We start from the raw sequence: 25,008 nt of genomic DNA, 5'->3' as shown, positions 1-25,008 counted from the left end.
CACCTGCGGGCCTTCGGTCGAGCGCCCGTCAGCGGCACATCGCTGCTGACGGGGTCGACCTGATCGCATGGCCCGTGTGGGCCATTGACAATGGGAAGATATCTTCCCATAAACTGTGGTCATGCGACGCAAGGCCGGAACCCTGATCCCGATCGAGGCCCAGATCCTCGAGGTCGGACTCGCGCTGAGGCGTTCGGGCGAGGCGGAGTTCCACGGGTTCCGCCTGGCCAAGGCGCTGGCCGGCGACACCGGCAAGCTCACGTCCCACGGGACGCTCTACAAGGCTCTCGGGCGCCTTGAGGCGGCAGGTCTGGTGGCCAGCGTCTGGGAGGACGCCGAGATCGCGGTGCGCGAGGGACGGCCGCGTCGCCGGATGTACGAAGTGACCGGTGCCGCCGCGCAGAGTCTTGCTGCCCATCGGGCGGAACAGGGCGGGCAGCAGTCACGGGTGCGTGCGCCCGGCGTGCCCGGTCTGGAGTTGTCCTGATGGACGCCGCGGCGCGCGTCGCGCGGATGTGGGTGGGCTTCTACACGGGGTGGGTGAGCGCGGAAGCGGCCGAACGCCGACGCGACGAGATCACATCCGACCTGTGGGAGCAGTCCACCGACGCGCACGAGAACGGACATTCATCCGCTGTGGTGAATGCCGTGATCGTGCATCGGGTCGTGACCGGGATCCCGGCCGACCTCAGCTGGGTTCACACGCAACGACGGCTCCGGAGTCGGCCGACCGAAAGGAGGTCGAGTCTGATGACAACAACCAAGGAGTTCGTGCGTACGTCGTGGTGGGTGGTCACCGCCGCGCTGGTGGCCGCTTTCTACGTCTGGGGTGGCGTCCACAACCTGCTCGAGGACGGGCAGCCGTACGTCGACCAGGTGCCCGTTCTGGGCGCGCTGGCGCTGGCCATCGTGATCGGGATCTTCCTGCGGGGGAGTCGCCCCCGCGCAGCAGCGGGACTGATTGCCGTGGCGTCCGCACCTGCGGCGCTCATCATCTGGTTCCCGCTCGTGATGGTGCTGGCCGTGGTGACCATCGTGGGTGCCGTCCTGGAACTGCTCGGCCGGTCGGCCCGGTCACGCGTCAGTCTCTGACGCTCGATCCTGCGCGGAGTGGCCCGAGGGCTGCGACTCCGTCCGCGCCGGCGACGCTGTCGGGTGGGGCCGTTCGGCTCGGCCCCACCCGACAGCGGGCTGCCCGTTGGGGCACCGTGCCTGCCCGCTGGTGCGCGCGCCGACTCTTCTGGATCGCGACAGTCGTCCCTAGCGTTGGCTGATGGCGGATCGCGAGCACGCGCCGGCGGAGGCACTTGCCTCCGCCCGCCCCGCCGCATCCACCGACCTCGCCCCTCAGCCGGGTGTTCCGTCGCTGGGACTGTTCGCTGCCGGTCGTGCCGGCGGTCCCCGGCAGCTGGCTGCCCTCCAGCGACTGGTGGGCAATCACGCGACGTCCGTTGCCGTCCAGCGCGCTGTCGCCGTCCAACGGGACAAGGACAACGAGAAGCCGCTGGCCGACATCCAGGGATTCGCCATGCCGCAACTGCTCGCCGCACTGGCGACCCTGGAGCCAGCCGCGGCACGTACCGACAAGGTGGCCGGCGCATTCGTCGGCGGTCCGCGGCTGGTGGCGGCGATGAACGCGGTCACCATGAAGGGGGACTGGAAGGCGTACGCGACGGCGACGGCGGCAGAGCTCGGATCGCTGCCGATCGATCAGATCACCGACATCATGAAGTACGTCGGAGCGCCGAAGGAGGCGAGAACCTTCGAGCGCGGCGATTTCGACGGACGGTTCGACGCGTTCGTCGAACCGACCACGGGACTCATCTCCTTGATCTTCAAGGCCAAGGTCGTGCCTGGCGGTGACCCGCCCCCGAGCCCGAAGGAGATCGAGACATTCAAGGCGCAGTTCAAGTCGATCGTCGAGTCGACGTGGTCGGGCAAGGGCAACGTCAGGCCCGCGTACGCAGCGGGTCTCAAGGTGGCGTCGTTCAAGACGCAGGTCACTGTGCTGTGGGTCGATGGGGGCGAACACCTGCCGATCGACCTCAAGAACACCACGTATGAATCCGGGGAGATCAGCACCGATTTGAAGACAGGTGAGCGCCGCGGCGGCATGGCTCCCGATGCAGGAGTGGTGAAGAAGCGGGAGCAGTACCAGGGTCAGCCGAAGGACCCGGTGACGGGGAAGATCACCCCACTGGTCTCGGAGCAGTCCACCGCCGCACACGAGTTCGGCCACGCGATCGGCGTCGACCACGTGGCGCACGGGAAGCGCACGGAGTACGGCGAAACCCAGGAGGAATGGGACGACGTCATGGGTGGTGGCTCGAAGGTGCAAGTCGTCAAGGACAAGGCCGGCAAGGTGCTGCACGACGACTTCAAGCCGTTCGAGCGCATCGGGGAGCGCTGGGGCAAGGACTTCTTCCCGGGCGCGCTGCAGTCCAAGAACAAGTGGTCAGCCGGCTGACGCCGGGCCACGTGGACCCAACGCGAAACCGCCCCTGACTCTGCTTGCGCAGCTCAGGGGCGGGTTCGTTTCTGTGGGCGATACTGGGTTTGAACCAGTGACCTCTTCCGTGTCAGGGAAGCGCGCTACCGCTGCGCCAATCGCCCGTGGTGAAGCTTGTGAAGTTGTGTTGTGGAGGTGGGTACGGGATTTGAACCCGTGTACACGGATTTGCAGTCCGTTGCCTCGCCTCTCGGCCAACCCACCGCGAAGGCCACCCAAACCAACAAATCTGGACTGACCTGGTCAGCCAGTGGGTCTGACCTCTCCGAGCGGACAACGAGACTCGAACTCGCGACCTCAACCTTGGCAAGGTTGCGCTCTACCAACTGAGCTATGTCCGCATGCACGCCGTCTCAGGGTTTTTCGACCCTGTTCTGGTGCGCGTCAGAACATTAGCCGATGGGGTGGGTGGTGCCAAAACGGGCCCCACCTTCGGGATGTCGCGGCGGTGCCGTACGCCTGAACATGGTGCTTCTAGGGTGGTCCCATGCGCGTGTGGATCAACGGTCAACTGCTGCCCGATGCGACCGCCCCGGCGGTGCCCGTCACGGACCACGGACTGACCGTGGGCGACGCAGTGTTCGAAGCCGTCAAGGTGGTCGACGGCCAGCCGTTCGCCTTCCAGCGGCACCTCGACCGCCTCGAGCGATCCGCAGCAGGGCTCGGCCTGATCGGTCTCTCGCCCGACGACGTACGACGGGGAGTGGCTGCCGTGCTCGACGGGGACCCGATGCCGCTGGGTCGGCTGAGGATCACCGTGACGGGTGGGAACGCGCCGCTGGGGTCCGGACGGGGAGGCGAGCCGCCGACGCTGATCGTGGTGGCGTCACCGATGGAAGCGGCGGCGGAGACGACGTCCGTGATCACGGTGCCGTGGCCGCGCAACGAGCGCGGCGCCCTCGCGGGCCTGAAGACGACGTCCTACGCCGAGAACGTGGTGGCTCTCGAGGCCGCGCGGGCCAAGGGCGCAACGGAGGCGATCTTCGCCAACCTCGCGGGCAACCTCTGCGAGGGCACGGGCACGAACGTCTTCTACGTGGTCGACGGCGAACTGCGCACCCCGACGCTGGCCAGCGGCTGCCTCGCCGGCGTCACCCGTGACCTGGTCCTCGAGTGGTTCGGTGGCCGCGAGGTCGACGAGCCGCTGGCGGTCGCCGCTGGCGCCGACGAGATCTTCCTCGTCTCCACGACCCGGGACGTCCAGGGCGTACGCCTCTGGGATGACCGGGAGCTCCCGGCGCCGGGACCGGTCACCCGCGCCGCGGCCACCGCCTGGCGTGAGCGGGAGCCGGAGCTGCTGGGGTTCGACCGCTGACCTGCGTCTCGACTCGCGGCTACTCGACGACCTTCAGTTCGACGCCCGCACCAAGCCGGTAGGGGTTCGTCGCGAGCAGCGCGCCGAGTGCCCGCCGCATCCGCGACACCTCGGCCCGGACCGTCACCTGGTGCTCGCCGTCGCCGTACAACCGGTGGCTGAGTGCGGCTGCGGTGACGCCGACGCGACCAGCAGCGCCCAGCGCGGCGACGATCTCGGCGTGCCGGGGCGTCAGCGCAACGCGCCAGGGCGCGTCGCCACCGGTGACCTCGAGCATGGCGGGCGAGGTGCGTAGGTCGAGCGTGGCGTGAAGAACGTGGCCCTCGGCCGATGGCCGGATCAGCCAGCCACCGCGTAGCCGCTCCGGCAGGCAGAGCCCCAGGCCCGGCACGGCCAGTGCCCGGTCGGCGCGGGGTGCCTCCACCCGGTCGCGCACCGCGACGCCCTGGTGGGCTGCCACCCAGCCATGGTCGTCGACCACGAGCAGCGGACCGTTGGCGCCGGACAGCAGCGGTTCTGCCGTACGCCGGAGCAGTTCGAGGCCCTCCTCGTGGTGTCGCCAGAGTCGGGCCTCGGCGAGGCGCACCGATGCCGTCACCAGCGCCTCGATGGCCGGATGCAGCGTGAGGGCGGGACCGCTCACGTCGACGATGCCCAGCAGGGTGCCGTCGATCGGGTCATGGATGGGCGAGGCCGTGCAGTACCAGGGCACCTGCGCGTTCTCGAAGTGCTCGGCGGAGAACAGTTGCACCGGGGCGGACTCGGCCAGCGCCGTCCCGATGGCGTTGGTGCCAACGGCTCCCTCGGTCCAGACCGCGCCCTCGGCGAATCCGAGGTTGTCCGCCTGGCGCTTGACCCGGGGCGAACCGCTGCGCCACAGCACTATCCCGTCGGCGTCGGCCACCACGACGAGGTAGTTCGACGCGTCAGCGGCGCTGAGCAGGAGTTCGCGGATCTCGTCGATGACCAACGCCAGTCGCGACGTACGACGGCGTTCATCCACCTCGAACGGGGCGAGCGGATCGCGGCCGTTGCGACCGTCGGGATCGATGCCGAGCCCGAGCACCCGGTTCCACGAACGGGCGACCACAGGTCGTGGTCGCTCCTGGGGCGCGCCGCCGGACAACACGGCGTCGTGGATCCGGACCAGGTCACGAGCCCGCGTCACCAGATCGGTGGGTGCGGTCATGTCCTCACTGTAGGTCCGTCGATGTGACCGGGACCACATGCAACAACGTGCAACGGTTCCGCCCGACCCGCTGCCGGGAGTGTCCTGACGGCATGACCCAACTCGACGAACGCCCCGTAGACGTCGCCCCCGCCGACGTACCTGATGACCCGGCCACGACCTGGCTCGCCGCCTTCGAGGAGGCACTCGTCGCCCGCGACATCGACCGTGCCGCCGGCCTCTTCGCCGCCACCAGTTTCTGGCGCGACCTGGTCGCCTTCTCCTGGAACCTCACGACGGTCGAAAACCCCGACGGCGTGTCCGATCTCCTCGCCCAGACGCTCGATCGTGTCGAGCCGAGCGGTTTCCGGCTGTCCGAACCGGCGACGACGGCCGACGGCGTCACCACCGCCTGGTTCGAGTTCGAGACGGGAGTCGGCCGCGGTCGCGGGCTCCTCCGGCTGGTCGACGAGGACGGCCCGAAGGCCTGGACCTTCCTCACCACGCTCTACGAGCTCAAGGGCCACGAGGAGCCCCGTGGAGTACGACGTCCGATGGGCGCCGTGCACGGCGCGACCCGCGAGCGCGTGACGTGGGCGGAGAAGCGCGACGCCGAGGAGGCGGCCCTCGGGGTCGACACCCAGCCGTACGTGCTCGTCGTGGGTGGCGGCCAGGGCGGCATCGCCCTCGGTGCCCGGCTGCGCCAGCTCGGTGTCCCCGCACTGGTGATCGACAAGCACCCGCGGCCGGGCGACCAGTGGCGCAACCGCTACAAGTCCCTGTGCCTGCACGACCCGGTCTGGTACGACCACCTGCCGTACCTCAAGTTCCCCGACAACTGGCCGGTGTTCGCGCCGAAGGACAAGGTCGGCGACTGGCTGGAGTTCTACACGCAGGTCATGGAGGTGCCGTACTGGTCGAACACGATCGCCACCAGTGCGTCCTACGACGAGGCCGCAGGGGAGTGGACCGTGCACCTCGAGCGCGAGGGCAAGCCGCTCGTGCTCAAGCCCTCGCAACTGGTGATGGCGACCGGGATGTCGGGCAAGGCCAACATCCCGGCCATCGCGGGCCAGGACGTGTTCGCGGGGGAGCAGCACCACTCGTCGCAGCACCCCGGCCCCGACGCCTACACGGGCAAGAAGGTCGTGGTGATCGGCAGCAACAACTCCGCCTTCGACATCTGCGGCGCGCTGTGGGAGCACGGCGCGGACGTGACGATGGTGCAGCGGTCCTCGACCCACATCGTGAAGAGCGACACGCTCATGGACATCGGACTCGGGGATCTCTACTCCGAGCGGGCGCTCGAGGCGGGGATGACCACCGAGAAGGCGGACCTGGTCTTCGCGTCGCTGCCCTACCGGATCATGCACGAGTTCCAGATCCCGCTGTACGACCAGATGAAGGAGCGGGACAAGGACTTCTATGACCGGATGACCGCCGCCGGATTCGACCTCGACTGGGGCGACGACGGCTCGGGCCTGTTCATGAAGTACCTCCGCCGCGGCTCGGGCTACTACATCGACGTCGGCGCTGCCGAGCTCGTCGCCAGCGGTGACGTGAAGCTGGCCAAGGGCGAGGTCGACCACCTCGGCGAGCACGCCGTCGTACTCGAGAACGGCACGGAACTGCCGGCCGACCTGGTCGTCTACGCGACCGGCTACGGCTCGATGAACGGCTGGGCGGCGGACCTGATCAGCCAGGAAGTTGCTGACCGCGTCGGCAAGGTCTGGGGCCTGGGCTCCGAGACGACCAAGGACCCCGGTCCGTGGGAGGGGGAGCAGCGCAACATGTGGAAGCCCACGCAGCAGGAGAACCTCTGGTTCCACGGCGGCAACCTGCACCAGTCCCGCCACTACTCGCTGTACCTCGCGTTGCAGCTCAAGGCCCGCCACGCCGGCCTCGAGACACCCGTCCACCGGCTCCAGGAGGTGCACCACCTCGGGTGACGGCAGGGGTACGACGACCCCGCCCGATTCCGGTGACGACATCGTGATGCGTTAGAGTCTGCGCCGCATCATGATCGGGCGATTGGCGCAGTGGTAGCGCGCTTCGTTCACACCGAAGAGGTCACTGGTTCGAACCCAGTATCGCCCACCCGATCAGACGAGGCCGGTCCCGCAAGGGGCCGGCCTCGCGGCATTTCGGCAGCCCGTCCGGGCCGACGCGACGAGGTTCCTTACTCGCGCGCGGAGCAGGGGAGCGGGTCGGTACGATCGACACCCGGCCATCCGGCCGCGTTTCAGCATGTCTCGGGAACCACCACCAAGGAGTCATTTCGTGTCCGACATCAAGGTCGCCGTACTGTCCGCCGAAGCGCGCCAGGAACAGACGGTCGCCACGGGCACGAAGGCCTGGGAGTTGTTCCGCGACGACGCTGACGTGATCGCGGCCAGGGTCTCGACAGGCCCGACCAACGAGCCGACGCTCAAGGACCTGTCCTACGAGCTCTCGGACGGTGACGAGGTCGAAGGGGTGGCCATTTCCAGCCCCGACGGCCTCGACATCCTGCGCCACTCGACCGCGCACGTGCTCGCCCAGGCGGTGCAGCAGCTGTTCCCGGCTGCCAAGCTCGGCATCGGCCCGCCGATCACCAACGGCTTCTACTACGACTTCGACGTCGAGACCCCGTTCGTGCCCGAGGATCTTGTCAAGATCGAGACCGCGATGCGCAAGATCATCAAGGAGAACCAGCGGTTCTCCCGTCGCGTGACCACGGACGCCGACGCGCTCGAGGAGCTGAAGGACGAGCCGTACAAGGTCGAGCTGATCGGCCTCAAGGGGTCCGCGGCCGACGCGGCTGAAGGTGCTGGTGCCGAGGTCGGTGCCGGCGAGCTGACCATCTACGACAACCTCAACCGCAACAACGAGGTTGCGTGGAAGGACCTCTGCCGCGGGCCGCACCTGCCGACCACCAAGCGGGTGCCGGCGTTCAAGCTGATGCGCAGTGCCGCGGCGTACTGGCGCGGTGACGAGAAGAACAAGCAGCTCCAGCGGATCTACGGCACCGCGTGGCCGAGCAAGGAGGAGCTCGACGAGCACCTCCACCGCATCGAGGAAGCCGAGCGCCGCGACCACCGCAAGCTCGGTCGTGAGCTCGACCTGTTCAGCTTCCCCGACGAGATCGGTTCCGGCCTCGCGGTCTTCCACCCCAAGGGTGGCGTGATCAAGCGCGTGATGGAGGACTACGTCCGCCAGCGCCACATCGAAGAGGGCTTCGAGTACGTCGGCACCCCGCACATCACCAAGGACCAGCTCTTCTACACCTCGGGCCACCTCCCGTACTACGCGGACACGATGTTCCCACCCATGGAGTTCGAGGGATCGAACTACATGGTCAAGCCGATGAACTGCCCCATGCACAACCTGATCTACAAGTCGCGCGGGCGCTCCTATCGCGAGTTGCCGTTGCGGCTTTTCGAGTTCGGCTCGGTCTACCGCTACGAGAAGTCCGGTGTCGTGCACGGCCTGACCCGCGTTCGCGGGATGACGCAGGACGACTCGCACTCGTACGTCACCGCTGATCAGGCCCCCGGCGAGATCAAGCACCTGCTGGACTTCGTGCTCGGCCTCCTCAAGGACTTCGGTCTCGACGACTTCTACCTCGAGCTGTCGACCCGTGACGACTCCAAGCCGGACAAGTTCGTCGGGTCCGACGAGGACTGGGCGATCGCGACCAAGGTGCTCGAGGACGTCTGCATCGAGTCCGGGCTCGAACTGGTCCCCGACCCTGGCGGTGCCGCGTTCTACGGCCCCAAGGTCTCGGTCCAGTGCCGCGACGCGATCGGCCGCACCTGGCAGATGTCGACGATCCAGTACGACTTCAACCAGCCGGCCCGGTTCGAGCTCGAGTACAACGGCGCCGACGGCCAGAAGCACCAGCCGGTGATGATCCACTCCGCGAAGTTCGGTTCGCTCGAGCGGTTCTTCGGTGTCCTGGTCGAGCACTACGCCGGAGCGTTCCCCCCGTGGCTCGCCCCGATCCAGGTGCAGGCGATCCCGGTCGCCGACACGTTCGCGGACTACCTGTACGACGTGGCGAAGCAGATGAAGGCGGCCGGCCTGCGCGTCGAGGTCGACGACTCCGACGACCGGATGCAGAAGAAGATCCGCAACGCGCAACTGCAGAAGGTGCCGTTCATGCTGATCGCCGGTGCGGACGACGTCGAGGCGGGTGCCGTGAGCTTCCGTTACCGCGACGGACGCCAGGACAACGGCGTACCGATCGCCGACGCCATCGCTCGGGTTCTCGAGGCCGTCGCCACCCGTTCGCAGGTCTGACGATGCGCCGGGGGGCGATGGCGGCGTCGTCGGTCCTGCTGCTCCTGCTCGCAGGTTGCGGCGGAACCGACCCGACCGCCGGCGCGCCGCCGCGCCCGCCGACGAGCACTGCAACGACCGGGTCCACGGCGGCGACCGACACCGGGCGACCCGGTGGCGATGCCGGTGACCCCGGCGCCGATGCGAGCAACCTCGCCGAGGCCGCCGAGAACCTCGCCCGCGAGGGCAACCAACCCACCAGCAACATCGCGCCGCGCGACGGCGAGGTCCTGGGCAGCGACATCAGTTGGCCGCAGTGCCCCAAGGGGATGGGGATTCCCGAGAAGCAGGGGCTGGGCATGCCGATGCCGCTGCCCGAGGCGGAGTACGTCGTACTCGGCCTGACCAACGGTCCCGGGTTCACGCCCAACCCCTGTCTGGCCGACCAGGTGAAATGGGCCAGGGACAACGACGTCCTCGTCGCCGTCTATGCCGTGTCGAGCTATCCCGACAAGGAGACGCTCGACGAGTACGCCGCCGACGGCCCGCATGATGCCTCGACCAAGCTGGGTCGCCTCAAGAACGTCGGCTACCAGATGGCCCGCTACAACATCGGCACGATGGGCCGGGTCGGGCTGCTCAGTCCGATCGTCTGGATCGACGTCGAACCGGTCCCCGTCTTCGAGTGGAGCGACGACCTCCAGGCGAACGCTGCGGTCATCGAGGGCGTCGCCCGTGGGTACGTCGACGCCGGCTTCCGGATCGGTGTGTACTCCACGCCCAGCCTCTACCAGCGCGTCGTCGGCAACCTGAGCCTCGGGGGAGTCCCGGAGTGGCGGGCGGCCGGGCAGACCTCCCGTGCGGAGGCTCGAAACCGCTGCGGCGACGACTGGTCCATCCAGGGCGGGCCTGCGGTGATGGGCCAGTGGGTCGAGCAGCGTCGGGACCAGAACATCACCTGCCCGGGCATCGCACGCGACCTCGGACAGTGGTTCCATCGGTTCACCTGAGCACCGTTGGCTAGTCTGCCCCTTGGTGCCGGACCTCCGGCGAATGGGACCGCACGTGGCGAGCTCACGTGGGGAGCTAGGGACGACGGGAGTGCTGATGTCTTCGGACGACAGCCCGGAACTGCTGGACGGCCGCCGGACCCGGTGGCAGGAGCACAACCAGGTACGCCGCCAGGTGATCATTGACGCTGCCATCACCGTGATGGAGCGACAGGCGCCGGGCGAAGAGGTCCAGGTGCAGTCGGTGGCCGACGAGGCCGGGATGAGCCGCACGGTGATCTACCGCCACTTCGCCGATCGTGGCGACCTCGACATCGCCGTCCAGCGCCAGATCTGTGAAGACATCGGCAACACGTTGCTGCCGTCCCTGATGCGGGACGGCACGACCGAGGAGGTCATTCGCTTCATCGCGTCGGCGTTCGTCGGATGGGCGTCGGCCCACCCGACGCTCTACTGGTTCGCCCAGCGCGACTTCTCCGGCTGGGGTCCCAGTCCGTTGAGCCAGGCGATCCAGCAGGTCGCGGAGACGGTCGAGACGCTCATGGCCACCGTGGTCGACAGCCTCGGTGCGGAGTTGACCGACGATGATCGCGCCGCACTGGACCCCTGGGTGTTCGGACTGATCGGCGGGGTCTTCGCGGGCGTCTGGCGCTGGATCGAGCGCCCGGTGCGTGAACCGAAGCCCGAGGTGTTCGTCGACGTCATCAAGGAGACCATCTGGGTCCAGATCAACGGTCTGGCGTTGTCGCGGGGACTGGACGTCTCCGGCGTGCACATCTCCGCGCTGGTGGAGCCCTTCGCCCTGAATGATCCAGAAGGCGAGTGAGGACCGGCGTGGGGGAGTTGGACCGGCTGTGGACGCCGCACCGGATGGCGTACGTGCGGGGCGAGGCGACCGAGGAGCAGCCGGCACACGCCGAACCGCGGCCCCTGTGTCCGTTCTGCCGGATCACCGATGACCCGGCGACCTCGACGGACGACGACCTGGTCGTCGTACGAGGGGAGACGGCGTACGCCGTCCTCAATCTCTATCCGTACAACCCCGGCCACGTGATGGTGCTGCCGTACCGGCACGTCGCCGACTACGTCGACCTGACCGACGCCGAGACAGCGGAGGTCGCCGCACTGACGAAGGCGGCCCTGCGCGCCATCCGTTCGGTGTCCCAGCCGCACGCCTTCAACGTCGGCCTCAACCTCGGCGAGGCAGCAGGCGGATCGCTCTCGGGCCACCTGCACCAGCACGTCGTGCCGCGGTGGTCCGGTGACTCCAACTTCATGACGGTCATCGGTGGCACCAAGACCCTGCCCCAGTTGCTGGAGCAGACCCGTGACCTGTTGGCCGACGCGTGGCCGACCTGACGGGCGTGCGCTGGTAGGTTCCGACCCGTGTTGGAGCGCTTCAAGGAGTTCTGGGGCGGGACTGTGTTGTACCCGTTCGTCCGCCTGTTCATCCGGTTGGGCATCAGTCCCGACGCGGTGACCCTCGTGGGCACGATCGGGGTGGTCGTCGGCGCCCTCGCGTTCTTCCCGCGCGGCGAGTTGCTCTACGGGGTCCTGTTCATCACCGCGTTCGTCTTCAGCGACCTCATTGACGGCCGGATGGCGCGCGAGATGGGTCGGGCGTCGAAGTTCGGTGCCTTCTGGGACTCCACCCTCGACCGGATCGGTGACGGTGCGATCTTCGGTGGTCTCGCGCTGTACTTCGCCGGCACCGGCGACGGCCAGGGCGACAGCTACCTCTACCTCTGCGTGAGCCTGTGGTGCCTGGTCATGGGCTCGGTGACCTCCTACGCCCGTGCCCGCGCCGAGTCGCTCGGCATGGACGCCAAGGGCGGCATCGCCGAGCGCGCAGACCGGCTCGTCTCGATCCTGGTGATGACCGGACTGGCAGACATCTTCGACCTGCCGATCCTGATGTACGTCACCCTCTGGGCACTCGCAGTCGCCAGCACCTACACGGTCGGGTTCCGCGTCCTGAAGGTACGACGTCAGGCGATCGCGCTCGAGTCGGCTGCGGCTGCACCGGCGGGGGAGTCCAGCGACGCCCCCGGGGCGTGAAGGCGCAGCCCATCGCCGTAGAATCGTTCGCATGAGCGAGCAGCAGGAACAGGGCACCACCCGGGTCAAGCGCGGCATGGCCGAGATGCTGAAGGGTGGCGTCATCATGGACGTCGTCACGGCCGACCAGGCGAAGATCGCCGAGGACGCCGGGGCCGTTGCGGTCATGGCTCTCGAGCGCGTCCCGGCGGACATTCGCGCCCAGGGTGGCGTGTCCCGGATGAGCGACCCCGACATGATCGATTCGATCATCGAGGCCGTCTCGATCCCGGTGATGGCCAAGGCCCGCATCGGCCACTTCGCCGAGGCCCAGATCCTGCAGTCCCTCGGTGTCGACTACATCGACGAGTCCGAAGTCCTCACCCCGGCTGACTACGCCAACCACATCGACAAGTGGAACTTCACCGTTCCCTTCGTGTGCGGTGCGACCAACCTCGGTGAGGCCCTGCGCCGGATCACCGAGGGCGCGGCCATGATCCGCTCCAAGGGCGAGGCCGGTACTGGCGACGTCTCCAACGCGGTGACCCACATGCGCACCATCCGGGGCGAGCTGCGCCGCCTGTCCTCGCTTCCCGAGGACGAGCTGTACGTCGCGGCCAAGGAGCTCCAGGCGCCGTACGAGCTCGTGGCAGAGGTCGCACGCTCCGGCAAGCTGCCCGTCGTGCTCTTCACCGCCGGTGGCATCGCCACCCCGGCTGACGCCGCGATGATGATGCAGCTCGGCGCCGAGGGCGTCTTCGTGGGCTCGGGCATCTTCAAGTCCGGCAACCCCGCCGAGCGGGCCGAGGCGATCGTCAAGGCCACCACGTTCCACGATGACCCCGATGTCGTCGCGAAGGTCTCGCGCGGTCTGGGCGAGGCCATGGTCGGCATCAACGTCGAGGACATTCCGCAGCCGCACCGCCTCGCCGAACGCGGCTGGTGACCCTCTGCCGGTGACCTCCGGCAGGCCTCGCCATCGGTTCCGGGGCACCCTCGGAACCGATGGATTGACATTTCACATGATCCCTTGGCAAAACTTTCGGGACAAAGTCCCGGTTTCCTGAACAGGGCATGCCCAGTCGTGTTCCCCTTCGTTTGACCGGTGAGGCACTCGCCTCCCGGAGAACGGCTCATCAAGTGGACCTGGGGACACAGGTCCAATGGGGACTGGAGATGTCAATGAAGAAGTCAACGAAGGGCGCGCTCGCAGCTGGATCTGCGGCCGTTCTGCTCATGGGTGGTGCGGGCACCCTCGCTTACTGGACCGACAACGCGACGGTCGCAGGGACCGAGATCGCCACCGGTCACCTCAAGCTGATCGAAGCTGACTGTGGCGATGGCTGGGTGCTCGACGCGGGCACGCCGACCGAGGCGCTGTTCGTGGCGCAGTTGCTGGTACCGGGTGACTCGGTGAGCCAGACCTGCACCTACGAGGTCGACTCCGTCGGTGACCACATCGCCGCCGAGATCACCGTCGACCAGGGCGCCGGATTCACTGGCGACGCCGAGCTGCTCGAGGAGCTGGACCTGAGCGCCTCGACGATCGAGGTCGACGGTGCGACGTACGCCGGCGCGGTCTCAGTCGATGACGGCGACGTCGTCGAGGTCACCTTCGTGGCCCAGTGGCCGTTCGATGACGCGGTCGACGACGAGCCGCTGGTCGAGGGCGCAGGCGCGATCGACAACGGTTCGAACGTCTCCGGTGGCCTCCAGGCTGCTCTGGACGCGGTCGGCGTGACGCTGACCCAGGTCGACACCCACTGATCGGTTTCACGATGGGGCGTGGCCGGGCCTCTCTCGGGTGGCTCGGCCAGCTCGTCGCATGGCTCGTGATCCTGGGTGTGGTGGTGGTCCTCGCGGCCGCGGTCGTCGTACCGCGGCTCGCAGGGGCTACGCCGTACACGGTGCTCACAGGGTCCATGCAGCCGGCGTACCCACCGGGAACCCTGGTCGTCATGAAACCAGTCCCGATCGAAGAGATCGGTACCGGCGACGTGATCACTTACCAGCGTCAGTCAGGCAAGTCGACCGTCGTCACCCACCGGGTGGTGGCAGTCGGCACCCGGACCGACGGTCAGCAGTTCTTCACCACTCAAGGTGATGCCAACAACACAGCGGATGCTGAGCCGGTTCGTCCGGTCCAGGTCAAGGGCCGGCTCTGGTACGCGGTGCCTTACCTCGGCTACGTCAACAGTGCCCTGACCGGGCGCCAGCGACAGACGGCGGTGATCGGAGTCTCGACGATCCTGATCGGCTACGCGGCCTTCATGTTCGTCGGTTCGATCCGGGACCGGCGGCGGCGTCCAGTCGAGGCAGATCCGACCGCCAGCACCGATGCGGCCGAGGAGGAGAGCGATCGTGACGAACCAGCAAGGGTCAGCCGCGAAGCGTCGAACCCCTGGCCGGCGGCGTGCGCCGTGGTCGTCGGAGCCGTGGTCGTCGTCATCGTGGTCCGCCGCATTCGCAGTACCGCTCGCTGAACAGCACCGCTGATCCGCACACCCATTCCATTCGAAGGAGAGCCCGACGTGATCCGTCGCCTCGCACCGCTCGTGGCCGCAGCCGTCCTGGCTGTCGGTGCCACGGCCGCGCCGGCGCACGCGGACGACGAAGTCGGACTGAGCGTCGATGGGGTGAGCTGGGCCAACCAGTTGGCCGCTCCGCTGTTCGATGACGACCTCCGGTGGGCGCCCGGCGACACCGACGACGCGTCGTTCCTGGTGCGCAATGACGGACCTTCCGCGGGTGAGGTGACGGTGGACGTCATTGCCACGGACCCGGACGGACTGCTCGCCTCGGACGCCTTCCTGCTCGAGGCCCGCGTCGGCACCGGCCCCTGGGTCGAGGTGCTTGCCGGCAACACCCGGCTGGCCCCCGCGTTGCTCGACATCGCAGAAGGCGCGCGCACCCGGATCACGGTCCGCGGCACCTTCGATCCGGAGACAATCGACCACCAGGACCAGATTGCGCCGTTCCAGGTGCGGGTCACGATGGCTGAGGACGGTGACATCGCCGGCGTCGACGAGGGCGACGATGACGGTGACGTCGGGGGAGCGGACGACGGAATCCTTCCTGACACCGGGTCCGGATTCGGCATCGGCCTGATCTGGCTCGCCGCCGGCCTGATCGGTGCGGGCTTCGCACTGGTCCTCCCGCGACGCCAGCGTCGGGAGGTGATCGCCCGTGGACACGCATGAGTTCAAGCACCGCGCCGCCCGGCGCGGCTGGTTCGGCCGTGGTCGGACCCGGGCGCTGCTGTCCGCAGGCATGCTCGTCGGCATCGGAGCAGTCGCCACGTCGGCGTACTGGACCGACACGGAGCAGGTGCCCGGAACCACGATCAACTCCGGCACGATGCACGTCGACCTTGCGTCCAACTTCCGCCAGCGTCCGGAGTCGTACCCGTGGAACGCGTTCGTGCTGACGGGTCTCACGCCCGGCACCAGCAAGTCCGCCGTGTTGCCGGTGACGAACAACAGCCGCGGTGGGGTGACCTTCTCCTACCGGATCAAGGCGAGCGCTCCGGGAGCACTGGGCGCGGCACTGGAGGTGTCGGTCTACCGCGGCGCGACCTCCAACGGCACGACCTGCACCGGCGGCACGCTGCTCGGCAGTGCCAACACGTCCATCAACACGTTCGACCAGGCGGCTGGCGCCACCCTTGCGCCGACGCAGGCCCACAACATCTGCGTCCGGGTCACACTGCCGCTCGCCGCGATCGTCCCGCCGAGTTCCAGCTCGGCGATCACCTTCACTTTCCCGGCGACCCAGGTGAACTCATGACCAGGACCGTTCAGATTGGCCGCGAGGCGCTGCTGTGGATCGGCGGTGCCCTCGGCTCCTTGTGCCTGCTGTCGCTCGTCGCCGGCTGGGCCTTCAACGTGACCCCGCTGGTGTTCGCCTCCGGGTCGATGAGCCCGACGTACGACGCCGGCGCACTCGGCATTGCCCGCCAGGTCGCCGCTGCCGACCTGGCGGTCGGTGACGTCGTCAGCGTCGTCAACAACAAGGGCGACCGGGTGACTCACCGCATCGTCGCGCTGCAGGACAACGGCGAGTCGGCAACGCTCCGCCTCAAGGGCGACACCAACGATGTCGCGGACGCCGAGGTCTACAACGTCCGCACCGCCGACCGCGTCGTCGCCGGCGTGCCCCTGGCTGGCTACCTCGTCAACGCCGCAGCCAGCCCGTTCGGTCTGTTGGTCGCCGCGCTGGTGGCCGTGGCAGCGCTGTTCATCGGCTTCGGCTCGCGGCGCGACGATGCCAACGGTGCCCAGGGTGCATCGCCTGCGCGCGTTCGACTCCTCGTCCCCGCTGGGCTCGTCTCGGCCGTTGCGCTCGGTGGGGTCATCGGAGCCACTGGCCTGGCGCCGTGGGCCTTCACCTCGGCCTACTGGACCGACACGGCGACTGCCACCACCACAGCGACCACACCGGCCCCAGTCACCCACGCGCAACCCGTCTGTACCTCGGTGCAGGGCAGCGGTCAGAACAAGCAGGAAGCAAAGCTCACCTGGCCGGCGCTGGGCCTGCAGTACGAGTACTACTGGGAGCTCTGGAAGGGCACCAGCCCGGGTGGCACTCTCTACTCGTCCAACACCATCGGCCCTGCGGTTGCGCCGACGCCCATCAACCTGATGTTCGGCATCGTGTCCGGCGGTGGCGGCAACGACAGCTACTACGCCAAGGTGTGGACACGGCTCGTCAGCGACCACTCCAACGTCGGATCACCGACACTGACGCTCCTCCATTCCGGTCCGCGTCCCAACGGGCCCAACTGGTGGATGTACTGCGGAGCATCGTGACTTCGTAGCCCGGTCATGAGCCTGGGCGGGACGAAGTCCTCAGCACTGGTGCAGCCGGGCCGATGGAAGGGGTATGAACCCCGACCTTCCCCGTGACCCACGCCGGCGCCGCGGCTTCGTGCTCGTCGCTGCCGGTGGCGTCTCGGCGGTGGTGTTGGCGCTCGGTATCAGCGGCACCCTGTCGAGCTGGACCGAAGCAGTGCTGGGCAACGACGACAACCATGCCGACAGCGCGACGTCCGTCGTCCTCGAGGAGACCGGTCCCGGCGCGACGACGTGCACGACCAGTGGGACGGCGAGCAACACCGCCACCTGCTCGACCATCAACAAGTACGGCGACGACGGGGCAGCCGCAACGGGTGTGACCGCACTCGAGCCGGGTGACTCCATCTCGACCAGCGTGACGCTGACCAACACGGGCAGCGGCGACGCGGCGACCTTCACGCTGACGCCGGGTTCCTGCGGCGCGACGTACCACTCCGGCACCAACAGCGGTCAGGCGCCGGCGCCCGGCGACGACCTCTGCAGCCAGTTGACTGTCGCGGTCTCCTGCACGGATGGGGCCGCGGCCAACGTCCTCTCGGTGGCGGCCGTCGCACTCGGCAGCTTCAGCGGCGCACAGACCATCACCGGCGGGCTCGCCAGCGGCGACGCCGTCGACTGCACCTTCACCGTGGCACTGCCCGCTGCGACCGCCGCGAACTACGGCGGTCAGACGGTGGCGCAGGACCTCGTCTGGCGGATCAGCGTGGTGTGACGTGGCGACCGACCACCGCGCGCCACGGCCGCGACGTCGCGCGGATCGCCGGCGCAGCGTCGGAGTCATCTGGCTCGCGGGTGGTTGCTCGGCAGCGGTCCTCGTGCTCGGCACGTCCGGTGCCCTCGCGTCCTGGACCAGTGCGGTCGTCGGCAACGACACCAACACCGTGGCCACCGCCAAGGCGGTCATCCTCTCGGAGACCGACGGCATCAGCACGTGTCGCACCAGTGACCAGATCACCAATGTCTCGACCTGCAGCAGCATCAACACCTACGGCGGCACCACCTCGACCCTGATGCCCGGTGGATCCCGCACTGTCGACGTCACGTTCTCCAACATCGGCGCTGCTCATGCGGCGACGTTCGCGTTGGCCCCGGGTGCCTGCAGCCAGACCCCGACGGCCAGTAGCGGAACGCCCGCCGCCACCAACCTTTGTACGGCGGCCAGTGAGCTGACCGTTGCGATCTCCTGTTCGCCCGGCGCGACGTACGCCGGCGGGTCGGCCTGGGTCGACCTTGCCTACGCCGCTGGCGTGCCGCCGACGGCGACGAAGACGCACACCGCGACGGGGGCCGAACTCAACGCCGGTGCCCAGTGGACCTGTCGGTTCACCGTCGCGCTCAACGCCGCCGCGAGCATCGCGAGCCAGAACGTCACTGCTTCCCAACCGCTGACCTGGACCCTCGCGTCATGACAGGGCGGCCGCGCTTCGGGCCGCTGCTTCTCGCCCTGGTGGTCGCCCTGGCGATCCTGGTCCTCGGTGCCGAGGTCACCCGCGCCGGTTGGACCACAGCGCAGGTCGCGACGACCACGAACTCGGTCAAGGTCGGACGCCTTGCCTTCACGCACACCTACGCCAGCACCACCTGCGTCGGCACCGGACCTGCGGACACCGCATGCACCGGCGGCCCCGTCACCAACGCCGCCTCCTCGTCCTCGGCGCAGACGCTCGACACGACACTGAGCAACCAGACGACGGGCGGCGGGTCGTTCACCCAACAGGTCCAGGTCACGTCCTGCGCACCTGCGGCCTTCACCAACGCCACGACGGGCGGTGACCCCCTGCTTCCGCGCAACCGGGTGACCCGCAACGTGGCCGACACGTGGGGAACGACGAGCGCGGCGGCCTTCGACGGTAGTACGCAGTACGCCGCCGACGTGACCTCGACGACGACCGCGGCCGCGGCCTCGACGTCGTACTCGATCGGACTGTGGTTCAAGGCCGCGCCCGGCAGCGCGGGAGGCGGCCTGCTGTCGCTGAACGCGAGTCCGGTCGACACCACCAGCGCCGGTGCCAATCCGAGCGTCTACCTCGATCCGTCCGGGCGGGTCCGGGCGCGCTTCGACGGAGTGCCGATCCTGATCATCCCCGTGATCCTGACGGTCGCGTCGGGTGCGGGGACCGACTACCGCGACGGCCAGTGGCACCACATCGCACTGACGGTCGGCCGGAGCATCCTGACGACCGACCTGCGGCTCTACGTCGATGGTGCCCTCGCGGACTCGGCGCTCGGCGTGACCCTTCTCGTCGGCACGGGATCGGCTGCGTGGTGGCATGTCGGATGGACTGACACCACCGGACTCGTGGGCCTCGGCAATCCCACGCCGTACTTCACGGGCTCCCTGTCGGGCGTCTTCCGTACGACGACCGCCCTGTCCGCCGGGACTGTCTCCTCGCTCGCGGGAGCCTCGTCGGCCTCGGCCTACGCCTCCGCCCTGAGCGGGGGCCAGCATGTCTGGATGCTCGCCGAGGGTCGTACGGCGACGTACACGCCCGCCATCCCCTACGTGACCGGTGGCAACCCGTGCACGCACGTGCGTCTGGGTTGGACCCTGGGCGCGACGTCGGCATTCACGCCGACGGCCATCACCTCCTTGACGAGCTCCGGCTGGCTGCCCGCCAGTCCGGCCGCGGCGCCTGCCGGGGGAGCGGGCCACACCCTCACCACGTCGTACTCCCGGGTCCCTGTGGGATACGACTCCGATGTCGCTGGCCTGGAGCTGGTCACCGCGCTCGGACACCGGGCGAGCCTGTCCGGGACGAGCTGGCGGTTGCTGTTCGAGTGGACGACGGCGGTGTTGCTCGGATGAGCGTGACGAGGTGCGCGCGGATCGGCGCTGCCGTGGCGGTGACGGCGTTGCTGGCGCTGCTGGTGTCGTGGCGGGTCGACGGCGGCCGGTGGGTCCACGTCGAGTCTCCGTCAATGGGACCGGCCGCACCGGTGGGTTCACTGTTGTGGGTCGCACCGGTCGACACCGACACCCTCGTGGAAGGTGACTTCATCACGTTCCGCCCGCCCGGGAGCGACGCGCTCTACAGCCACCGCGTACTGGCGACGTACGACGACGGCTCGTTCACCACCAAGGGCGACATCCCCGGTCCGGACCCGTGGCGGCTGACCGCCGCGGACATTGTCGGCGAGGTCCGGATGACGTGGTGGGGTGTGGGGTGGCTGGTGGTGGCGGCGCCGGTGCTGCTGGGTGGCCTGGCGGTCGTCGCGATGGCGCGCGCATCGGCGCCGCCGAACTGGCGCCTGCCCGTCACGATGGTGCTCGCCTCGACCACCGTCAGCATTGCCGTGGCCGTCTACCACCCCCTGATCGGTGCCGAGCGCATCGCCTTCGCGCCCGACGGTTCGACGGCGCGTGCCACCTACGTCGGCACCGGGCTGTTGCCGGTCCGGCTGTCGACCCGCGAAGGCGAGAGTGTCCTGCTGTCCTCGGGCGAGGTCGGCACCGTCGTCGTGCGCGAGCCGGACGAGGACGGAAGGCTGGAGGTCACCATCGAACCAGCGGTGCCGACGTGGTGGTGGGCCGTGCTCGTGCTCGGATGCCTGGCCCCCGCTGCAGTTCGCACTGTCGCGGACAAACAGCCCCGCGAAGGTGCGCCGGCAGAGTCGCACTAGGCTTTCGGTGTGCCAGCGATCGGAGTCTTCGCCCTCCAGGGCGACGTCCGGGAACACATCCAGACCCTGACGGCGCTGGGCGCCGCCGCGTTCCCGGTACGACGTCCCCGGGAGCTCGACCAGTGCGATGCCCTCGTGCTGCCCGGTGGGGAGTCGACCACCATGGCGAAGCTGGCGCGCACGTTCGAACTGCTCGATCCGCTGCGGGAACGCGTGAAGGCCGGCATGCCGACGTTCGGCACCTGCGCCGGGATGATCCTGTTGGCCGACCGGATCGAGGGCGGGACGTCTGACCAGGAGACGATCGGTGGCCTGGACGTGACGGTGCGACGCAACGCCTTCGGGCGCCAGGTCGACTCCTTCGAGGCGGACCTGGCGTTCGCCGGGCTTCCGGCGCCGGTGCACGCCGTCTTCATCCGTGCACCGTGGGTGGAGCAGACCGGCCCGGACGTCGAGGTGCTCGCCGAGGCACACGGCCACCCGGTCGCCGTACGGCAGGGACACCTGATGGCCACGTCGTTCCACCCGGAGGTCGATGGCGACGGTCGGGTGCACCGCCTCTTCCTCGACCTCGTGCAGGGCTAGACTTCACCGTTGTCGTTTCGCAGAGAGCTGGAAGAGGGACGGAAATGTCGGGCCATTCCAAGTGGGCAACCACGAAGCACAAGAAGGCGGCCATCGACGCCAAGCGCGGCAAGTTGTTCGCCAAGCTGATCAAGAACATCGAGATCGCGGCCAAGATGGGCGGCCCTGACCTGACGGGCAACCCCACGCTCGTCGACGCCGTCCAGAAGGCGAAGAAGCAGTCGGTCCCGAACAAGAACATCGACTCCGCGGTCAAGCGTGGCGGCGGACTCGATGGTGTCGGCGTCAACTACGAGACGATCATGTACGAGGTCTACGGACCCCAGGGCGTGGCCCTTCTCGTCGAGTGCCTGACCGACAACCGCAACCGCGCCGCGATGGAGGTCCGCACCGCGGTCACCCGCAACGGCGGCACCATGGCTGACCCGGGCTCCGTTTCGCGCCTGTTCACCCGCAAGGGCGTGGTCGTCGTGTCGAAGGACCAGGAAGGCAAGTCGGTTTCCGAGGACGACGTCCTCGAGGCGACCCTGGATGCCGGAGCCGAAGACGTGAACGACCACGGTGAGAGCTTCGAGATCCAGTCCGAGCCGGGCGACGTCGTCGCCGTACGCACCTCGCTCCAGGACGCAGGCATCGACTACGAGTCGGCCGACGTGCTGTTCGTCGCGTCGATGGACATTCCCGTCGCGGACCCCGATGCCGCCGGCAAGGTGTTCAAGTTGGTCGACGTGCTCGACGACCTCGACGACGTACAGAACGTCTTCACCAACGCCGACATCCCGGACGACGTGCTCGAGGCGATCGACGCCTGATCGAAACCGGGCGTGTCACCACGACAACTGTCGTGCGAGCGCGTTAACGTTGCGTCCGAACACTTGTTCGGACGAGAGGTGACGACGTGCGCGTGCTCGGGATCGACCCGGGGCTGACCCGCTGCGGTATGGGCGTGGTCGAGGGCTCCGTGGGCCGTCCGCTGTCGCTGGTCGACGTGGGTGTGGTCCGTACGTCGTCCCAGCTGGCCGTTCCCGAACGACTGGTCACGATCGAGCGGGGTGTGGATGCCTGGCTCGACGAGCACCTGCCCGACGCCGTTGCGATCGAACGGATCTTCGCCCGTTCCGATGTCAGCACGATCATGGGTACGGCGCAGGCGGCCGGGATCGCGATGGTCTGTGCTGCCCGGCGCGGTCTCCCGGTCGCGCTCCACACGCCCAGCGAGGTCAAGGCTGCGGTGTCCGGCAACGGTCGTGCCGACAAGGCACAGGTGGGCGCGATGGTCACCCGGATCCTTCGCCTCGACGCGATGCCCAAGCCCGCCGATGCTGCCGACGCCCTCGCGCTGGCCATCACCCACATCTGGCGCGGCGGTAGTCAGGCCCGGCTCGACGCGGCCGTCGCCGCTGCCGGTGCTCGACAGAGCCGCCCCGCCGCAGGAGGAGTTCGATGATCGCCTTTGTGCGCGGCGAAGTTGCCGCCCTGACGCTGAACAGTGCTGTGGTCGAGGTCGGGGGTGTCGGCCTCGAGTTGATGTGCACCCCGGGCACCCTCGCCCAGCTGCGCACCGGTCGCCAGGCGACGCTGCCGACGAGCATGATCGTCCGCGAGGACTCCCTGACCCTCTACGGCTTCGCCGATGAGGACGAGAAGACGATCTTCGAGCTCGTCCAGACGGCCTCCGGTGTCGGGCCGAAGGTCGCGCAGTCGATCATCGCGGTCCTGTCGCCCGACGGCGTCCGCACCGCCATCGCGACCGAGGACGTCAAGACGCTGACCAAGGTGCCCGGCATCGGCCAGAAGGGCGCCCAGCGCATCATTCTCGAACTGAAGGACCGGATCGGTGCACCGACCGGCCCCGCCGGCGCGGGCACGACGACCGGCTCGGCCCCGTGGCGCGACCAGGTCCACCAGGGTCTGATCGGCCTGGGCTACAACACCCGTGACGCAGAGAAGGCGGTCGACGCCGTCGCCGACCAGGCCGGGGGAGACCTCGGCCCGGATGTCGGCGCCCTGCTCCGTGCCGCTCTCCGCGCGCTGTCGAAGGCCTGACGGCATGCCGTTCCACGAGGACGAGCTCGAGGCTGCCGAGGAGGTCCATCTCCGTTCGCTGACCGCGGCCGAGGCCGAGGGCGACGAACGCGCGGTCGAGGCGGCGCTGCGTCCGCGGAGCCTGGACGAGGTCGTCGGGCAGGTGCGGGTCCGCGACCAGCTCGGCCTGGTGCTCGAGGCTGCTCGACAGCGGGGGAGAGCCCCCGACCACGTGCTGCTGTCCGGTCCGCCGGGACTCGGCAAGACCACGCTCGCCATGATCATTGCGCACGAGATGAGCACCCCGCTCCGGATCACCAGCGGTCCGGCGATCACTCACGCGGGCGACCTGGCGTCGATCCTGTCCGGGCTCAACGAGGGTGACGTCCTGTTCGTCGACGAGATCCACCGGATGTCACGACCGGCCGAGGAGATGCTCTACCTCGCCATGGAGGACTTCCGTGTCGACGTGATCATCGGCAAGGGGCCCGGGGCGACTGCGATCCCGCTCGAGATCCCGCCTTTCACGCTGGTCGGCGCCACCACCCGAGCAGGCCTGCTGCCCGGCCCGTTGCGAGACCGCTTCGGCTTCACCGCGCACCTGGAGTTCTACGAAGCCCACGACCTCGATCTCATCGTCCACCGCTCGGCGGGTCTGCTGGGCGTCGACCTGACACCCGAAGGATCCGCCGAGATCGCCGGCCGCTCCCGTGGCACGCCCCGGATCGCCAACCGCTTGCTGCGCCGGGTGCGGGACTTCGCCCAGGTCCGGGCGGACGGCGTGGTCACGCACGAGGTCGCGCAGGCCGCACTCGACCTCTACGAGGTGGACTCGTTGGGACTCGACCGGCTCGACCGGGGCGTTCTCGACGTGTTGTGTCGACGCTTCGGTGGGGGACCGGTCGGCGTCTCGACGCTTGCGGTCGCTGTTGGCGAGGAGCGGGAAACGGTGGAAGAGGTGGCCGAACCCTTCCTGGTGCGCAACGGCTTCCTGGCCCGCACGCCACGCGGCCGGATCGCGACTCCCGCAGCGTGGATCCACCTCGGACTCAGCCCGCCGGTGGCTGTGCCGGACAGTACGGCGCCGACGCTCTTCGAGGAGTGATGTTGCAGCGCGACGGCGCCGCAACACCCGGGTGCGCCACCGATCCTCGATGCCCGAGGGTCCGTGGCTACACTTGCCCGTCGGCCCGCCTCCACTCGTCCTGAGCGGTGGCTTAACCGCGCGTGCTGGAGAGGTTTGTCGGTGAAGGAGCTCTACCCCTGGCTGTGGATTGCCGCGATTGCGGTGGTCTTCTGGCTGCTGATCATCCGTCCAGCGGCGCGACGCCAGCGAGAGGTCAGTGCGCTGCACGCAGCCCTGTCCGTCGGTGACGACGTGATCCTGACGTCCGGTGTCTTCGCGACCATCGTCGGTGCTGCCGATGATCACCTCGAGGTGGAGATCGCGCCCGGCGTGGTCATCCACATCGTGCGTGGCGCGGTTGCCTCGCTGAGGGTCGACACCGCTCACGACGCCGCGGACGACGCCGAGCAGGCGACCGACCCCGACGAGGCCAACGAGGTCGACCCGTCGACCGCCGAAGCCGACGACGCCGTACCCACCGACAACGAGGACCGCTGAC

Annotated in this window: 27 protein-coding genes and 4 tRNA genes; 27 read left to right on the top strand and 4 right to left on the bottom strand. The window is 68.6% G+C overall.

Annotated elements, in window-relative coordinates; all coding sequences use genetic code 11:
- Positions 1-121: 121 nt before the first annotated feature.
- The 3 genes from HRC28_RS16735 to HRC28_RS16725 all read left to right on the top strand — a co-directional run bounded on the left by HRC28_RS16735 (position 122) and on the right by HRC28_RS16725 (position 2,467).
- Positions 122-487: a helix-turn-helix transcriptional regulator gene (locus HRC28_RS16735; protein WP_182376588.1), complete on the top strand. Its 366-nt coding sequence runs from the start codon at positions 122-124 to the stop codon at positions 485-487.
- 263 nt (positions 488-750) lie between these two features.
- Complete coding sequence (locus tag HRC28_RS16730) at positions 751-1,092, top strand: hypothetical protein (RefSeq protein WP_182376587.1); 342 nt, start codon at positions 751-753, stop codon at positions 1,090-1,092.
- Positions 1,093-1,273: 181 nt separating this feature from the next.
- Complete coding sequence (locus HRC28_RS16725) at positions 1,274-2,467, top strand: hypothetical protein (RefSeq protein ID WP_182376586.1); 1,194 nt, start codon at positions 1,274-1,276, stop codon at positions 2,465-2,467.
- Positions 2,468-2,541: 74 nt separating this feature from the next.
- Here HRC28_RS16725 and HRC28_RS16720 read toward each other — a convergent pair.
- From HRC28_RS16720 to HRC28_RS16710, 3 genes are all read right to left on the bottom strand, one after another.
- Positions 2,542-2,613, bottom strand: a tRNA-Val gene (locus HRC28_RS16720).
- A 26-nt stretch (positions 2,614-2,639) separates the two neighbouring features.
- A tRNA-Cys gene (locus HRC28_RS16715) sits at positions 2,640-2,713 on the bottom strand.
- A gap of 64 nt (positions 2,714-2,777) precedes the next feature.
- Positions 2,778-2,850, bottom strand: a tRNA-Gly gene (locus HRC28_RS16710).
- Between the two features lie 146 nt (positions 2,851-2,996).
- Between HRC28_RS16710 and HRC28_RS16705 the strand changes: the two genes are divergently transcribed.
- Positions 2,997-3,824: an aminotransferase class IV gene (locus HRC28_RS16705; protein ID WP_182376585.1), complete on the top strand. Its 828-nt coding sequence runs from the start codon at positions 2,997-2,999 to the stop codon at positions 3,822-3,824.
- A 19-nt stretch (positions 3,825-3,843) separates the two neighbouring features.
- On the opposite strand, the gene HRC28_RS16700 is transcribed toward HRC28_RS16705, so the two are convergent.
- Positions 3,844-5,013 (bottom strand): GAF domain-containing protein, encoded by a 1,170-nt coding sequence (locus tag HRC28_RS16700; RefSeq protein WP_182376584.1) that lies wholly within the window; start codon positions 5,011-5,013, stop codon positions 3,844-3,846.
- 92 nt (positions 5,014-5,105) lie between these two features.
- Here HRC28_RS16700 and HRC28_RS16695 point away from each other — a divergent pair, with 92 nt between their 5' ends.
- The 23 genes from HRC28_RS16695 to yajC all read left to right on the top strand — a co-directional run bounded on the left by HRC28_RS16695 (position 5,106) and on the right by yajC (position 25,007).
- Entirely contained in the window at positions 5,106-6,941 is a 1,836-nt protein-coding gene (locus tag HRC28_RS16695) for an NAD(P)/FAD-dependent oxidoreductase (protein WP_182376583.1), read from the top strand.
- Positions 6,942-7,017: 76 nt separating this feature from the next.
- Positions 7,018-7,089, top strand: a tRNA-Val gene (locus HRC28_RS16690).
- A gap of 183 nt (positions 7,090-7,272) precedes the next feature.
- Positions 7,273-9,273 carry a threonine--tRNA ligase gene (thrS, locus tag HRC28_RS16685; RefSeq protein ID WP_182376582.1) on the top strand — a complete coding sequence of 667 codons (2,001 nt, stop codon included), beginning with the start codon at positions 7,273-7,275 and terminating at the stop codon, positions 9,271-9,273.
- Positions 9,274-9,275: 2 nt separating this feature from the next.
- Positions 9,276-10,262: a hypothetical protein gene (locus HRC28_RS16680; RefSeq protein WP_237111535.1), complete on the top strand. Its 987-nt coding sequence runs from the start codon at positions 9,276-9,278 to the stop codon at positions 10,260-10,262.
- Positions 10,263-10,359: 97 nt separating this feature from the next.
- Positions 10,360-11,088 (top strand): TetR/AcrR family transcriptional regulator, encoded by a 729-nt coding sequence (locus tag HRC28_RS16675; RefSeq protein ID WP_182376581.1) that lies wholly within the window; start codon positions 10,360-10,362, stop codon positions 11,086-11,088.
- Positions 11,089-11,132: 44 nt separating this feature from the next.
- Positions 11,133-11,621 carry an HIT domain-containing protein gene (locus HRC28_RS16670; protein WP_182380706.1) on the top strand — a complete coding sequence of 163 codons (489 nt, stop codon included), beginning with the start codon at positions 11,133-11,135 and terminating at the stop codon, positions 11,619-11,621.
- A 27-nt stretch (positions 11,622-11,648) separates the two neighbouring features.
- Positions 11,649-12,320 carry a phosphatidylinositol phosphate synthase gene (gene pgsA, locus HRC28_RS16665; protein WP_182376580.1) on the top strand — a complete coding sequence of 224 codons (672 nt, stop codon included), beginning with the start codon at positions 11,649-11,651 and terminating at the stop codon, positions 12,318-12,320.
- A gap of 31 nt (positions 12,321-12,351) precedes the next feature.
- A complete protein-coding gene (pdxS, locus tag HRC28_RS16660; RefSeq protein WP_182376579.1) occupies positions 12,352-13,245 on the top strand; it encodes a pyridoxal 5'-phosphate synthase lyase subunit PdxS in 894 nt (297 codons plus the stop codon).
- 236 nt (positions 13,246-13,481) lie between these two features.
- On the top strand, positions 13,482-14,066 hold the full coding sequence (locus HRC28_RS16655) for an alternate-type signal peptide domain-containing protein (RefSeq protein ID WP_182376578.1): 585 nt from the start codon (positions 13,482-13,484) through the stop codon (positions 14,064-14,066).
- Positions 14,067-14,077: 11 nt separating this feature from the next.
- Entirely contained in the window at positions 14,078-14,782 is a 705-nt protein-coding gene (locus HRC28_RS16650; RefSeq protein WP_182376577.1) for a signal peptidase I, read from the top strand.
- Between the two features lie 48 nt (positions 14,783-14,830).
- Positions 14,831-15,499 carry an LPXTG cell wall anchor domain-containing protein gene (locus HRC28_RS16645; RefSeq protein ID WP_182376576.1) on the top strand — a complete coding sequence of 223 codons (669 nt, stop codon included), beginning with the start codon at positions 14,831-14,833 and terminating at the stop codon, positions 15,497-15,499.
- Positions 15,486-16,085: a SipW-dependent-type signal peptide-containing protein gene (locus HRC28_RS16640; RefSeq protein ID WP_182376575.1), complete on the top strand. Its 600-nt coding sequence runs from the start codon at positions 15,486-15,488 to the stop codon at positions 16,083-16,085. The genes HRC28_RS16645 and HRC28_RS16640 overlap by 14 nt, the downstream gene beginning before the upstream one ends.
- Positions 16,082-17,107: a signal peptidase I gene (locus HRC28_RS16635; RefSeq protein WP_182376574.1), complete on the top strand. Its 1,026-nt coding sequence runs from the start codon at positions 16,082-16,084 to the stop codon at positions 17,105-17,107. Before HRC28_RS16640 ends, HRC28_RS16635 begins: the two co-directional genes overlap by 4 nt.
- A 73-nt stretch (positions 17,108-17,180) precedes the next feature.
- Entirely contained in the window at positions 17,181-17,864 is a 684-nt protein-coding gene (locus HRC28_RS16630) for a hypothetical protein (RefSeq protein ID WP_182376573.1), read from the top strand.
- A 1-nt stretch (position 17,865) separates the two neighbouring features.
- Positions 17,866-18,561 carry a hypothetical protein gene (locus tag HRC28_RS16625; RefSeq protein WP_182376572.1) on the top strand — a complete coding sequence of 232 codons (696 nt, stop codon included), beginning with the start codon at positions 17,866-17,868 and terminating at the stop codon, positions 18,559-18,561.
- Positions 18,558-19,958, top strand: a complete 1,401-nt coding sequence (locus HRC28_RS16620; RefSeq protein WP_182376571.1) for a LamG-like jellyroll fold domain-containing protein — start codon at positions 18,558-18,560, stop codon at positions 19,956-19,958. The genes HRC28_RS16625 and HRC28_RS16620 overlap by 4 nt, the downstream gene beginning before the upstream one ends.
- Complete coding sequence (locus tag HRC28_RS16615) at positions 19,955-20,773, top strand: hypothetical protein (RefSeq protein ID WP_182376570.1); 819 nt, start codon at positions 19,955-19,957, stop codon at positions 20,771-20,773. Before HRC28_RS16620 ends, HRC28_RS16615 begins: the two co-directional genes overlap by 4 nt.
- Before the next feature lie 9 nt (positions 20,774-20,782).
- On the top strand, positions 20,783-21,358 hold the full coding sequence (gene pdxT, locus HRC28_RS16610; protein ID WP_182376569.1) for a pyridoxal 5'-phosphate synthase glutaminase subunit PdxT: 576 nt from the start codon (positions 20,783-20,785) through the stop codon (positions 21,356-21,358).
- A 44-nt stretch (positions 21,359-21,402) separates the two neighbouring features.
- Positions 21,403-22,170 carry a YebC/PmpR family DNA-binding transcriptional regulator gene (locus HRC28_RS16605; RefSeq protein WP_182376568.1) on the top strand — a complete coding sequence of 256 codons (768 nt, stop codon included), beginning with the start codon at positions 21,403-21,405 and terminating at the stop codon, positions 22,168-22,170.
- A gap of 86 nt (positions 22,171-22,256) precedes the next feature.
- Positions 22,257-22,805 carry a crossover junction endodeoxyribonuclease RuvC gene (gene ruvC / locus HRC28_RS16600; protein ID WP_182376567.1) on the top strand — a complete coding sequence of 183 codons (549 nt, stop codon included), beginning with the start codon at positions 22,257-22,259 and terminating at the stop codon, positions 22,803-22,805.
- A complete protein-coding gene (ruvA, locus tag HRC28_RS16595) occupies positions 22,802-23,404 on the top strand; it encodes a Holliday junction branch migration protein RuvA (protein WP_182376566.1) in 603 nt (200 codons plus the stop codon). The genes ruvC and ruvA overlap by 4 nt, the downstream gene beginning before the upstream one ends.
- 4 nt (positions 23,405-23,408) lie before the next feature.
- On the top strand, positions 23,409-24,488 hold the full coding sequence (gene ruvB / locus HRC28_RS16590; protein ID WP_182376565.1) for a Holliday junction branch migration DNA helicase RuvB: 1,080 nt from the start codon (positions 23,409-23,411) through the stop codon (positions 24,486-24,488).
- A 141-nt stretch (positions 24,489-24,629) separates the two neighbouring features.
- Entirely contained in the window at positions 24,630-25,007 is a 378-nt protein-coding gene (gene yajC, locus HRC28_RS16585) for a preprotein translocase subunit YajC (protein WP_182376564.1), read from the top strand.
- The last annotated feature ends 1 nt before the right edge of the window (position 25,008 follow it).

The organism is Nocardioides sp. WS12 (assembly GCF_014108865.1).
Classification (GTDB): Bacteria; Actinomycetota; Actinomycetes; order Propionibacteriales; family Nocardioidaceae; genus Nocardioides.
Note: the sequence above shows the minus strand (reverse complement) of the source record. Positions and strands in the feature narration are given on the sequence as shown.